Raw genomic sequence first — 13,294 nt, forward strand, 5'->3', positions numbered from 1 at the left:
GCACCATGCCGTCCCGCCGGCCTCGGACATCAGGCGGCCGCCGTGGGCAGCGCATCGCCGAATCCGCCGTTGTTGGCAGTCGCGTTGGCCTGCGCGGGAACCGGGCCGCGATCGACGCGCGCGCCGCGGCTGCGCCGCCGCGACGGCGAGGCCTGGATCGCCAGTTCCGGCGCCGGCTCCGGCGCCATGGCACGGGCCATGGCGGGAGCGATGGCGGGCGTGGAGCGCGGCACCGGCTGCGGGAGGCGTTGCGGCTGCGGCGCGGCTTCGACCTGCGCCACCTCCGCTGCCCGCTGCGTGGCGCGCTGCATCGCCAGCGCGGATGCCAGCGCGGGCGACAGCGCGCTGTACAGCGACAGGTATTGCTCGGCAGGCCGGGTCCAGCAGAACAGCGCCTGCATGCCGGCGCGCTGCAGTACCTTCCACGCGCGCGGCCGCCGCAGCCATTGCAGCGCGCGCTCGATCGCCGCGCTCATTGCCTCGACGGTCTCGCCGTCGAACAGGAAGCCGGTGGCCCCTGAGCGCGGGGTCGAGCCGTGGCCGGCGTCGCGGACCGTATCGACCAGGCCGCCGACGCGCGAGGCGACCGGTACGGTGCCGTAGCGCATCGCATAGACCGGTGTCAGGCCGAACGGCTCGAAGCGGCTGCCGTGCAGCAGCACGTCGGCGCCCGCATGCAGCAGGTGCGCGGTTTCTTCGCGATAGCCGATCGACACGCCGACGCGCTCGGGATGACGGGCGGCCAGCGCCTCGAAGCCGCGCTCGATCGCCGCGTCGCCGCAGCCGAGCACCGCGAACTGCACGGTGTCGTCGGCCTGCAGCGCGCGCTCGATGGCACCGAGCGCGACATCGGCCATCTTCTGATGCGTCAGCCGGCTGCCCATCGCGACCAGCGGCGCGGCGGGATCGGCCGGCAGCCCGAAGCGGTTTTGCAGCGCCGTCTTGCAGGCGCGCTTGCCGGCCATCGAATTGGCCGTATAGCAGTGCGGCAGCAGGTCGTCGCTGGCCGGGTCCCAGTCCTCGGTGTCGATGCCGTTCGGGATCGCGCCCAGCACATCGCGCCGCGCCTGCAGCAGTCCTTCGAGCCCGTGGCCGAACTGCGGCGTCAGCATCTCCTGCGCATAGTTGTGGCTGACCGTGGTGACGCGGTCCGCGTAGCGGATGCCGGCCTTCAGGAAATTGAGCTGGCCCCAGAACTCGACGCCGTCGGCGCTCAGGCTGTCTTCCGGCAGACCCAACTGCCGCGCCAGGCACAGCGGGAAGATGCCCTGGAAGGCGAGGTTGTGGATCGTCAGGATGCTCGGCGTATCCAGCCCGGCGGCGCGCATCAGCAGCGGCGTCAGTCCCGCATGCCAGTCGTGCGCGTGCACGGCCGCGGGCATCGGCAGCGGCGTGCGGCCGGCGGCGATCGCGGTGGCGGCATGGGCCAGCGCGGCAAAACGCTGCGGATTGTCGGCGAAGTCGCGCCCGGTCGGGTCGGTGTACGGCGTGCCGGCCCGATCGTAGAACGACGGGCAGTCCAGCAGGGCGACCTGCACGTTGCTGCCCGGCATTCGGCCGAGCATCAGTCGCATCTGGCTGTGGCCGGGCGGCAGCGCCAGCCCGGGCGCGTGGTCGCCAAGCTTGAGCGCGCCGAGACTGCGCAGTCCCACGGCGCCGGCCAGGGCCTGCGGATAGCCCGGCATCAGGATCGTGACATCGAGGCCCCGCTGCTGCAGGGCGCGGGCCAGCCCGCTGACGACATCTCCCAAGCCGCCTGTCTTGGCCAAGGGCATGGCCTCGGCCGCCACGAATAGCACGTTCGTGTTCAAGTTGATCTCCGCCATTCTGAATGCGCTGGTGGTGGGGCGGCGGTCGGGCTGCACCGCCGCTGCTGCGCTTCACTTGCGGAGCGTCGTGCGGGCCCCGGCGCGTGAAGCGTTGGAGCCATGCGAATGGCATGCCAGCGTGGCGTGTTTTTCGCAAAGGCTTTGCGTTCAACGGTTTGCGTAACCGGTTCGTAACTGTTGAAACAAGCGCTGCGTAAAGGCTCCGCCGGCCGATGTAAGAACTACATGCCTGGGCCGCCCTTGTGGCGGGTGCCGGCGGTGCTCATCGCCGCGCGATGCAGCAGCGGCACCGGCACCGGCTTGACGCGCCAGATCCGCTCGCAGTACTCGCGGATCGCACGATCGGACGAAAAACGCCCCGAGCGCGCGCACGACAGCACCGACATCCGCTGCCAGCGCGGTTGGTCGGTGAAGGCGGTCGACACATCCTGCTGGCAATGCAGATAGGACGCGAAGTCGGCCAGCAGCATGTAGGGGTCGTGCTGCAGCAGTCCGCCGAAAATCGGCTGGAACACCGACGGATCGCCGCGCGAAAAGAACCCCTGGGCGATCAGGTCGATTACCGCGCGCAGCTCGGCGTGACTTTCGTAGCAGGCGGCCGGCCGGTAGCCGGCGGCCTTCAACGCGTAGACCTCCGAGGCCGAGAGCCCGAACGGGAAGAAGTGATCGGCGCCGATCGCGTCGCGCAGCTCGATATTGGCCCCGTCCATCGTGCCGATCGTGATCGCGCCGTTCATCGCGAACTTCATGTTGCCGGTGCCCGAGGCCTCCTTGCCGGCCAGCGAGATCTGCTCGGACAGGTCCGCCGCCGGGTAGATCTTCTGCCCATAGGTCACATTGAAGTTCGGCAGGAATACCACCTTGAGCCTGTCGCGCACCTGCGGATCGCGGTTGATCACGTCGCCCACCGAGGTGATCAGCCGGATCATCAGCTTGGCGTAGTGATAGCCGGGGGCGGCCTTGCCGGCAAACAGGAACGTGCGCGGCACAATGTCTGCGTTCGGGTCGGACTTGATCCGGTGGTATAGCGCGACGATATGCAGCACCGCCAGATGCTGGCGTTTGTATTCGTGGATGCGCTTGACCATCACGTCGAACATCGACGCCGGATCCACGACGACGCCGGTGGTCTCGCGCACCAGCCGCGCCAGGTCCTCCTTGTTCTCGCGCCGCGCCGCCTGCCACCTGTCGCGAAAACCCGTGTCGTCGGCGTACGGCTCCAGCTCGCGCAGCTTGTCGAGGTCGCCGATCCACCCATCGCCGATCGACTCGCACACCAGCCGCGACAGCCGCGGATTGGACAGCGCCAGCCAGCGGCGGGGCGTGACGCCGTTGGTGATGCTGGTGAATTTCTCCGGCCACATGGCGTAGAAATCCTTCAGCACGTCCTCGCGCATCAGCCGCGAATGCAGCTCGGCGACGCCGTTGATGGTATGGCTGCCGACGCAGGCAAGGTGCGCCATCCGCACATGGCGCTGGCCGCGCTCGTCGATCAGCGACAGGCGCGACAGCTGCGATTCGTCGCCGAAGAAGCGGATCCGGACCTCGTGCAGGAAGCGCGCGTTGATCTCGTAGATGATCTCCAGATGGCGCGGCAGCGTGCGCTGAAACAACGGCAGCGGCCACATTTCCAGCGCTTCCGGCAACAGCGTGTGGTTGGTATAGGCGAAGGCCTGGCGGGTGATCTGCCAGGCCTCGTCCCAGGGCACATCGTGCTCGTCGACCAGCAGCCGCATCAGCTCCGCGATGCCGATGGCCGGATGGGTGTCGTTCAGCTGGACGGCGAACTTCTCGTGAAAGCGCGTGACCGGAATGCCATGCGCATCGAGCAGCCGCAACATGTCCTGCAGCGAACACGACACAAAGAAATACTGCTGTTCGAGACGCAGTTCCTTGCCTTGCTCGGTCTCGTCGTTCGGGTAGAGGACCTTGGTCAGGTTCTCCGAAGTCACCTTCTTGCTGACGGCGCCGAGATAGTCGCCGCGATTGAACACGCCGAAGTCGAAGGCCTCGGTCGCCTCCGCCCGCCATAGCCGCAATGTGTTGACCGTGTTGACGCGATAGCCCAGGATCGGCGAGTCGAACGGCACGCCGACCACCGTCTTGGCCGGCACCCAGCGCACCCGGTAGTGGCCGCGATCGTCGGTGTAATGCTCGGTCTGGCCGCCCAGCTTGACCTGGACCGCCCATTCCGAGCGCTGGATCTCCCAGGGATTGCCGTGGCGCAGCCAGGTATCGGTGCTCTCGACCTGCATGCCGTCGATGATCGACTGATGGAAGATGCCGTACTCGTAGCGGATGCCGTAGCCGAGCGCGGGGATCTGCATCGTCGCCAGCGAATCGAGGAAGCAGGCCGCCAGCCGGCCCAGGCCGCCGTTGCCCAGGCCTGGCTCGAGCTCCTGCGCCAGCACCGTGTCGAGGTCCAGGCCAAGCTCGGCCATGGTTTCCTTGACCTCGTCGAAGATGCCCAGGTTGACCAGGTTGTTGCCCAGGTGGGGGCCCAGCAGGAATTCGGCCGACAGATAGGCGACGGTGCGCGAAGGCTGGCCCAGGTAAGTCTCGGCCGTACTGATCCAGCGCTGCACCAGCCGGTCGCGCACCGTATGGGCAAGTGCCTGATACAGATCGTTGGGGCTGGCAAGGCCCGGCAGCTTGCCCTGCGTATAAAAGACATGGTCGAGGAAGGCGCGGCGGATGGTCGCGCCGGACATCGCAGTGCGGGTGTCCTCGTGGCTGTCTGGGGGCATGGTCTCGGCGAGCTGCGCCCGGGCGGCTTGCGGCATGGCGGTCCTCCGGTTGGAAAACCGCAAGCAGCTGCAAGAGGCGTACCTTGCCGTCGGTAAGCGCGTTTTGCTTGACCAGACGGGCATCGGCGCCGGGCAGGTCTTGCCAATTATTGGCGAGTTTGTAGAAAACGGTAGATCTGACGAGGCAAGCGTTCGGCTCCTCCCGCTGGCGGGAGAGGGAGAACCCATTTGGCGACGCGCGTGTTGTCCCCATGTCATCCCATTCCTACAAAGGATTGCGCGCGCGGCGGGATGCATCGGGCGCCGCCCCGGACTAATGTCGGAATGCCATCCCCCGCAATGCCGCAACGACGGCGCAACAACGGACCGACAGGGCGCTGCAGGGAAGGGCGGAGACGGGAGCCACGATGCGCGCTTCGACGCCAGCCGCTGAAAGCGTGACAGCAGGAACGACTGCAGGATCGACGGGAGCGACCGCGGCAACGACGACGGCGGCGCGCGAGGCGCTGCCGCCCGGCGTCCGCTATGTCAACGACACGGGGCCGGGCATTACCCGGCGCCTGCTGCGCGGCCGCTTCGCCTACTTCGCGCCGGACGGCACCCGTATCCGCGATCGCGACACCATCGCCCGCATCGACGCGCTGGCGATTCCCCCCGCCTACCAGGACGTCTGGATCTGTCCCGATCCGCGCGGCCATATCCAGGCCACCGGCCGCGACGCGCGCGGCCGCAAGCAGTATCGCTACCACCCGGCGTGGATCGCGCTGCGCGACGAAAACAAGTACGACCGCCTGCTGGCGTTCGGGCGCGCGTTGCCGCGGCTGCGCCGGCGCGCCCGGCGCGACCTGCAGCGCAACGGCATTCCGCGCGAGAAGGTGCTGGCCGCCGTGCTGCTGCTGCTCGACGCGACGCTGGTGCGGGTCGGCAGCCGGCGCTACGCGCGCCAGAACCGCACCTACGGTCTGACCACGCTGCGCCGTCGCCATGTGCAGGTGCGCGGCAGCCGGCTGCGCTTCCTGTTTACCGGCAAGAGCGGCGTCGAGCATGACGTGACGCTGCAGGACCGCCAGCTGGCGCGGCTGGTGCGCACCTGCGCGGACCTGCCGGGCCAGCACCTGTTCAAGTACCGCGACGAGGACGGCCAGCTGCGCGAGGTCGGTTCCGACGATGTCAACGCGTACCTGCGCGAGCTGGCCGGCGAGGACTTCACCGCCAAGGACTTCCGCACCTGGGCCGGCAGCGTCCACGCACTGGCCGAGCTGCGCAAGGCGCCGGCGGCCGAGACGGACGCGGCCCGCAAGCGCGCGGTCGCCGCGACGATCAAGATCGTGGCCCGGCGCCTGCGCAATACGGTAGCGGTATGCCGCCAGTGCTATGTCCACCCGGCGGTGGTCGATGCCTATATGAACGAGCGGATGGCGGCCTGCGCGCAGTGCCGTCGCGCCGTCGCGGCGCTGAGCATGGATGAGACCCGGCTGCTGGCGTTGCTCGAAGCGCAGGGCGCGGCGGCGGGCGGCCGCGGCTAGCGCGGCCTCACGAGGGCTCGCTGTGCTCGAGCAACTCGTCGATGGTGCGGATCAGCGCATCCGGCGCGCACGGCTTGCGGCAGTAACGCACGTTCGGATTGGGCACCTCGGGCAGCGTCTGGATGCTGGTGAAAACGACAATCGGTGTATGACTTAGCGACGCGTCGCCGAGCAGCAGATGGCATAGCAAGGCACCGTCGCCGCGCGGCATGACCCAGTCGGTGACCACCACCGCTGGGTGCAGCCGCTGCGCGGCATCGAAGCCGGCCAGTCCATCTTCGGCCAACTCGACGGTAAATCCCGCGCGGCTCAGGGCACTGGCCATCGCGTGAGCCACGGCGGGATCGTCGTCGACGACGAGTACGGTTCGCACGGTGATACCTTGTGTTGGCAGATCGCAATGGTGTCGCCGTTGCCATGCAAGCCGCGCGCCAGGGTCATGCTTGCCGCCGCGCGGCAACCGGGGCGCGCCAGCGGACGGTGCGGTCTTCCGTCCGGCGTTCAACTCTTCGGGGCACGCCCCGTGCGCAGCGCATCGATGCGCCGCTGCACGCCCGGCTGGCCGAACAGCGCCTGCACATCGAAGCGCAGCCGGCGCTGCCAGTTCGGATGGCCGCTGGTAGTGCCCGGCAGATTGGGCTGCTCGACGTCGGCCAGCAAGTCCTCGACGGGCACCAGCCGCAGCGGCGTGCGCGTGCGCGACAGCCAGGCGAGGATCGTGGCGACCGGCGCGCGGTCGGGGTCGGGCGCCTGGCCCCTGGCCAGTCCGGCATCGCACAGCGCCTGCCACAGCGCCTGCCGGTCGCGGGCGCGCTCGGCGCGCGCGCCTGCCTCGGTGACATCCGGGCCAAGCTGGTCCAGACGCGCGCGCCAGGTGATGTCCTGCCCCGCCCACCAGCCGGCGATGGTCGGCAGGTCGTGCGTGGTCGAGGTCGCCACCGCGTTGGCCGGCCATCGCTCCGGCGGCACGAAAGGCGCGGGAGCCGGCGGGGGCTCGGCCGCCTTGCCGTTGTCCTGTCCGTCCGGCTGCTCGCGCTCGAACCACAGCACGTCGATGCCCAGCATGCCGCGCTCGGCCAGCGTGGCGTTGAAGGTGTCCGGCACCGTGCCGAGGTTTTCGCCGATGATGATGGCGCGATGGCGCCACGATTCGAGGGCAATCAGCCGCAGCAGGTCGTCCATCGGATAGCGCAGATAGGCGCCCGATTCCGGCGGCATGCCCTCGGGCACCAGCCAGACGCGCGCGAGCCCCAGCGCGTGGTCGATGCGCAGCCCGCCGACATGCGCGAGGTTCGCCCGCAGCATCTCGATGAAGCCGGTGTAGCCGTGCCGGCGCAGGCCGCGCGGCGAAAACACCGTGATGCCCCAGCTTTGGCCCAGCGCGTTGTACACGTCGGGCGGGGCGCCGGCGGAAAACCCCTGCAGCATTTCGTTCTGCCGCGTCCAGGCATGGCTGCCGGTGGGGTCGGTGCCGACCGCCAGATCGCCGATCAGGCCGATCGCCATGCCGGCATCGCGCGCGCTGCGCTGCGCCGCGCGCAGGCCGTCGTCGGCCAGCCATTGCAGGAACACGTGGTAGCCGATCTCGTCGGGAAAGGCGCTGGCGAAGGCCGACAGCGCCGCGTCCTGCGGCGAGCGATGCGTGACGGGCCAGCGCCGCCAGTCGCCGGCCACCTGCAGCTCGGCGCGGGTGCCGGCCTGCGCCACGTGCTGGGCCTGCAGCGCTTCGAATGCGGCGTGCGCGAGCAGCGGCGTGCCGCCATTGGCGCGGAACTTGGCCAGATCGTCGGCGGCGTCCGCGGGTAGCAACTGGTCGCGGTGGTCCCACAGCCAGCGCGTGATTTTCAGCCGTGCCTGCGCGACCGCCGGCCAGTCGATCTCGGCCTTCGATTCCAGCGTCTGCGTCAGCCCGCCAAGCTGCAGCGCCGAGATCGCGCGCGCCACCGCCGCCTGGCCGAACACCGGCGCCGGATCGGCGTACAGCACGTTCAGGAACAGCCGGCTGGACGGCGAGTATGGGCTGTAACGCTCGGGAAAGGCCGCAAAGCCGGCGTGCAGCGGACTGATGGCGACCGCGTCGGCGCCTTCGCGGGCGGCCGCCTCGGCGAACATCGCCAGCGCGCTCAGATCGCCGATGCCGGCCGGCGCGCCGCGGCGCAGCCCGTAGACCTGTACCGACGGGCCCCAGGGCTTGCGGCTGATCCGCTCCTGCTCGGACAGGCCGATGCCGCGCAGCGCGTCCTGCACGCCGAAACAGCGCAATGGCGCGACCGCCACCTTGACCTCGACATCGCCCATCAGCAGCCGATGATAGCCATGGCTCTGCACCGCGGGGACGATCAGCGCGCCATGCGCATCGCGCCGCGCGACGCCGGTCTGCACGCTGCCGTCTTCCAGTTCGAGCCGGAACGGCTGCTCCTGCCGGGTATGGACGAGCGGCACGCGGATCGGCTTGCCCTGGTCGGCGGTCAACAGCGGCGCCAGCGCGGTGGCGGCATCGTCGGCCAGCATCCGGGCACGCGAGGCCTCGCACTGGCCGATGGTCCTGCACGGCAGATCCAGCCGTTCGAGCACGGCCCGCAGCGATGCCTCGGGGACCACGCGTTCGCGTCCCTGAGCGTCCTGCCAATGGACCAGCAGGCCGGCGCGCTGGGCGAGCAGATGCAGCGATGCGAGCGCGGCATCGGGATTGGCTTGGCGCGGCATGGTGAGACTCCTTTGTGGCTGGCTGGTCGGGATGGCGGACGATGGCAAGGATGGCCGTTGAACCGGGTCCGTCCGCTACGACGGCCCCGACGGCGCCAGCGTGGCGGCCAGCAGCACCGCGGCATGCGGCGCGACAGGCTGGACCGGGTGATCGAGCGGCGCTTCGGGCAGCTCCGGCCGGGCGCTGTCGAACAACCGGGACCAGATCAGCGCCGGCGGCGGCAGCTGGTATTCGACCGGCTCGGTGCCGGCGTTCAGCAGCAGCACCGTCACATGGACCTGGCCGTTGGCGTCGCGCGTCGCGCGCCTGAGCGCCAGCGTCCGCTCCTCGGGATTGGACCACTGTTCGGGTGTCAGCGGTTGGCCGTCGACGCCGAACCAGCCGATATCGTGAAGTCCCGGTGCGAATTCCTGACGACCGTGCAGGAAGTGGCGCTCGGCATAGGCGGGCAGCCGCGCGCGCAGGCCCAGCAGCCGGCGCACGCACTCGACCATGCCTCGCCCGGTGGGCGTCCGTGCCTCGTCCCAGTTCAGCCACGACAACTCGTTGTCCTGGCAGTAGGCGTTGTTGTTGCCCTGTTGACTGCGCAGCCATTCGTCGCCGGCGGTCAGCATCGGCGTGCCTTGCGACAGCAGCAGCGTGGCCATCATCGCGCGCGCGACCTGGCTGCGGGTGGCGAGGATGGCCGGATCGTCGGTCGGGCCTTCCACCGTGCCGTCGGGGCTCCAGTTGGCGCTGGCGTTGTCGTCGGTGCCGTCGCGGTTGTCCTCGCCGTTGGCCTCGTTGTGCTTGGCGGCGTAGCTGACGAGGTCCGCCAGCGTGAAGCCGTCATGCGCGGTGACGAAGTTGATCGAGGCCCAGGGCTTGCGGTGGCGCCGGTCGAACAGATCGGCCGAACCGGTCAGCCGCGCGGCCAGATCGCCGCGCTGGCCGGGGTCGCCGCGCCAGTAGCGCCGCACGGTGTCGCGGAACTTGTCGTTCCATTCGGCGAAGCCGGGCGGCTGGTTGCCGACCTGATAGCCGCCCGGACCGAGGTCCCAAGGCTCCGAGATCAGCTTGACCCGCGACAGCACCGGGTCCTGCAGCACCGCGTCGAAAAAGCCGGCACCGGGATCGAAGCCGTTTCCCTCGCGGCCCAGCGTGCTGCCCAGGTCGAAGCGGAAGCCGTCCACGTGGTAGCACTGGACCCAGTAGCGCAGCGAATCGAGCACCATCTGCAGTACGCGCGGATGCGACAGGTTCAGCGTGTTGCCGCAGCCGGTGTCATTGATGTAGTGGCGCTCGTCGCCCGGCACCAGCCGGTAGTAGCTGGCGTTGTCCAGTCCGCGCCACGACAGCGTCGGACCCAGCTCGTTGCCCTCGCAGGTGTGGTTGTAGACCACGTCGAGAATCACCTCGATGCCGGCCGCGTGCAGCCGGCGGATCGCGACCTTGACCTCGTTGAGCTCGCCGCCGCTCAGGTAGGCGGGTTCGGGCGCGTAGTAGCTCAGCGTGCTGTAGCCCCAGTAATTGCGCAGACCACGCTGGACCAGGAAGCGGTCCTGCAGGAAGGCGTGGATCGGCAGCAGCTCGATCGTCGTCACGCCGAGGTGGTGCAGGTGGTCGACGAAATGCGGGTCGGCCAGCGCCGCGAAGGTCCCGCGCTGATGGGGCAGCAGATCGTCGCGCCGCATCGACAGCCCGCGCAGGTGCGCCTCGTAGATGACGGTGCGCTCCCACGGCACCGCCGGGGGACGGTCGTCGCCCCAATGAAAGCTTTCGTCGACGACGATCGCCTTGGGCATCATCGGCGCGCTGTCGCGCCGGTCCGGCGTCAGGTCGGCGCGCGGGCTCTGCAGCCGGTAGCCGAACAGCGCATCGGCCCAGCGCAGCGGCCCGGTCAGCTTGCGCGCATAGGGGTCCAGCAGCAGCTTGGCGGGGTTGAAACGATGGCCGTGGTGCGGTTCGTACGGGCCGTGCACGCGATAGCCGTAGACTGTGCCGAGCGCGGCGTGCGGCAGATAGCCGTGCCAGACCTCGTCGGTGCATTCGGGCATCGTCAGCCGTGCCAGCTCCTTGCGGCCGTTGCGCGAGAACAGGCACAGCTCGACCCTGGTGGCGTTGGCCGAGAACACCGCGAAGTTGATTCCCAGGCCGTCCCAGTGGGCGCCGAGCGGGTAGGGTTTGCCGGGAAGCAGCGTGCTGGCGATCGGGGAACGCGACAAGCAGGACCCTCCTAGTCGGGCAGATGGCGCAGCAGCAGCGTCGCCAGCGGCGGCAGCGTCAGCGACAGCGAGGCGGGCAGCCCATGCGACGGCTCGGCTTGCGCGAACAGTTCGCCGCCGTTGCCGACATTGCTGCCGCCATAGCAGGCGGCATCGGTATTGACGATTTCCTGCCAGCGCCCGGCATGCGGCACGCCGAGCCGGTAGCCTGGCCGCGGCACCGGCGTCATGTTGACCACCGCGAGCACCACGTCGCCGCTGTCAGGCGCCGCGCGGCGCAGATAGGCGAACACGCTGTTGTGGCTGTCGTCGCCGATCACCCAGCTGAAGCCGCCTGGATCGTGGTCGCAGGCGTGCAGCGCGGGCAGCTCGCGATAGACGCGGTTCAGGTCGCGGATCAGCATCTGCATGCCGCGATGGCTGGGATGGTCGAGCAGCGCCCAGTCGAGCTGGCTCTCGTGGTTCCATTCGAGCCATTGCGCGAGCTCGCCGCCCATGAACAGCAGCTTCTTGCCCGGGTGGGTCCACATGAAACCGAAATACGCGCGCAGGTTGGCCAGCTTCTGCCAGTGGTCGCCCGGCGCCTTGTTGATCAGCGAGCCCTTGCCGTGCACCACCTCGTCATGCGACAGCGGCAGCACGAAGGCCTCGGACCACGCGTAGACCATGCCGAAGGTCATGTCCTGGTGATGCCAGGCGCGGTGCACCGGATCGTGCGACAGATAGCGCAGCGTGTCGTGCATCCACCCCATGTTCCACTTGAAGGTGAAGCCCAGCCCGCCGCTGTCGACCGGCGCGGTCACGCCCGGCCACGCGGTCGATTCCTCGGCGATCGTCATCGCGCCATGGCAGCGCTCGCGCACCACCGTGTTCAGCTCGCGCAGGAACGACACCGCTTCCAGGTTTTCGCGTCCGCCAAAGCGGTTCGGCACCCACTGGCCGGCCTTGCGGCTGTAGTCGCGATACAGCATCGAGGCCACTGCGTCGACCCGCAGTCCGTCGATATGGAATTCGCGCAGCCAGTGCAGCGCGCTGGCCAGCAGGAAGCCGCGCACCTCGTTGCGGCCGAGGTTGTAGATCAGCGTGTTCCAGTCCTGATGGAAACCTTCGCGCGGGTCCTGGTGCTCGTACAGCGCGGTGCCGTCGAACTGCGCCAGGCCGTGTGGGTCCGTCGGGAAATGCGCGGGCACCCAGTCGAGGATCACGCCGATGCCGGCCTCGTGGCAGCGGTCGACGAAGGCGGCGAAGGCCTGCGGCGGCCCGAAGCGCGCGGTCGGCGCGAACAGCGACAGCGGCTGGTAGCCCCACGAGCCGCCGAACGGATGCTCGGTGATCGGCAGCAGCTCGATATGGGTAAAGCCCAGGTCGCGCACATACGGAATCAGGCGTTCGGCCAGGATCTGCCATCCGCGCGAAGGATCGTTGACCTCGCGCAGCCACGAGCCGGCATGGACCTCGTAGATCGACATCGGCGCCGAATAGGGGTCCTGGCTGGAGCGGCGGCTCATCCAGGCCTGGTCTGTCCAGCCGAACGGCGGTGCCGACACGCCGGTCTGCGTGACCACCGACGCGGTGCCGGGCGGCAGCTCGGTCGCCAGCGCCAGCGGATCGGCCTTGTCGGGCAGCGGATGGCCATTGGCGTCGCTGAGGTCGAATTTGTAGCGGCTGCCGGGCTGTACGCCGAGTCCGGCCGGCACGAACAGCTCCCACACGCCGGCGCCATAGCGCAGCCGCATCGGATGGCGCGCCGGATGCCAGCCGTTGAAGTCGCCGATTACCGAGACGCGGCTGGCGTTAGGCGCCCACACCGCGAAGCGCACGCCCTCGATGCCATCGACCGTCATCCATTGCGCGCCCAGGCAGCGGCCCAGCTCGAAATGCCGGCCTTCGCCGATCAGGTGCAGGTCCAGCTCGCCGAGCAGCAGGTCGAACGAATACGGATCGGCGCTCAACTGGCGGGTGCCGTCGCCCCAGGTGATATCGAGCCGGTATTCGCGGCGGCCCAGCTTGTCGGGCAGCGTGCCGGCGAAGATGCCGCCGGCGTGGATGCATTGCATCGGACCGATCGCGTTGCCTGCGTTGTCGGCCAGCGCGACCGACTGCGCGCCGGGCAGGCAGGCACGCACCACCATCCGCTCGCCCTCCCGGTGCGGGCCGAGCAGCGAAAACGGATCGGCATGCCGCGCGCCCAGCAGGGCGTCGAACTGGGCGGCGGTGTGTTCCGATTGCCCGTGCTGGCCCCGCGTCGACGCGGGGCCGGAAAAAGTCGTCGTGGCCATGA

At 69.2% G+C, this 13,294-nt stretch carries 7 protein-coding genes; 1 reads left to right on the forward strand and 6 read right to left on the reverse strand.

All coding sequences use genetic code 11. The annotated features are described in order from the left end of the window. Positions 1-29 precede the first annotated feature (29 nt). The gene (gene glgA / locus FOB47_RS03125; protein WP_174779924.1) at positions 30-1,811 is read right to left on the reverse strand and encodes a glycogen synthase GlgA; all 1,782 of its coding nucleotides are present in this window, start codon (positions 1,809-1,811) and stop codon (positions 30-32) included. A gap of 239 nt (positions 1,812-2,050) precedes the next feature. Next, a complete protein-coding gene (locus tag FOB47_RS03130; protein ID WP_390884822.1) occupies positions 2,051-4,540 on the reverse strand; it encodes a glycogen/starch/alpha-glucan phosphorylase in 2,490 nt (829 codons plus the stop codon). Positions 4,541-5,082: 542 nt separating this feature from the next. On the opposite strand from FOB47_RS03130, the gene FOB47_RS03135 reads away from it, so the two are divergent. Then, positions 5,083-6,102: a DNA topoisomerase IB gene (locus FOB47_RS03135; RefSeq protein ID WP_151022023.1), complete on the forward strand. Its 1,020-nt coding sequence runs from the start codon at positions 5,083-5,085 to the stop codon at positions 6,100-6,102. 7 nt (positions 6,103-6,109) lie between these two features. Here FOB47_RS03135 and FOB47_RS03140 read toward each other — a convergent pair whose 3' ends face one another. The 4 genes from FOB47_RS03140 to glgB form a co-directional block, all read right to left on the reverse strand. Continuing rightward, on the reverse strand, positions 6,110-6,475 hold the full coding sequence (locus FOB47_RS03140) for a response regulator (RefSeq protein ID WP_144425974.1): 366 nt from the start codon (positions 6,473-6,475) through the stop codon (positions 6,110-6,112). A gap of 128 nt (positions 6,476-6,603) precedes the next feature. Continuing rightward, positions 6,604-8,808, reverse strand: coding sequence for a 4-alpha-glucanotransferase (gene malQ / locus FOB47_RS03145; RefSeq protein WP_174779925.1), 2,205 nt, complete (start codon positions 8,806-8,808; stop codon positions 6,604-6,606). A gap of 75 nt (positions 8,809-8,883) precedes the next feature. Then, the gene (gene glgX / locus FOB47_RS03150) at positions 8,884-11,013 is read right to left on the reverse strand and encodes a glycogen debranching protein GlgX (protein ID WP_232963153.1); all 2,130 of its coding nucleotides are present in this window, start codon (positions 11,011-11,013) and stop codon (positions 8,884-8,886) included. Between the two features lie 11 nt (positions 11,014-11,024). Beyond that, positions 11,025-13,292: a 1,4-alpha-glucan branching protein GlgB gene (gene glgB, locus FOB47_RS03155; protein WP_244959269.1), complete on the reverse strand. Its 2,268-nt coding sequence runs from the start codon at positions 13,290-13,292 to the stop codon at positions 11,025-11,027. Positions 13,293-13,294 lie beyond the last annotated feature (2 nt).

This window comes from Cupriavidus gilardii, assembly GCF_013347325.1.
GTDB lineage: Bacteria > Pseudomonadota > Gammaproteobacteria > Burkholderiales > Burkholderiaceae > Cupriavidus > Cupriavidus gilardii.

Excerpts from the sequence above, each read along its gene's own strand:
- FOB47_RS03130 (WP_390884822.1), bottom strand. The coding sequence starts at position 4,540 with ATGTCCGGCGCGACCATCCGCCGCGCCTTCCTCGACCATGTCTTTTAT.
- malQ (WP_174779925.1), bottom strand. The coding sequence starts at position 8,808 with ATGCCGCGCCAAGCCAATCCCGATGCCGCGCTCGCATCGCTGCATCTG.
- glgB (WP_244959269.1), bottom strand. The coding sequence starts at position 13,292 with ATGGCCACGACGACTTTTTCCGGCCCCGCGTCGACGCGGGGCCAGCAC.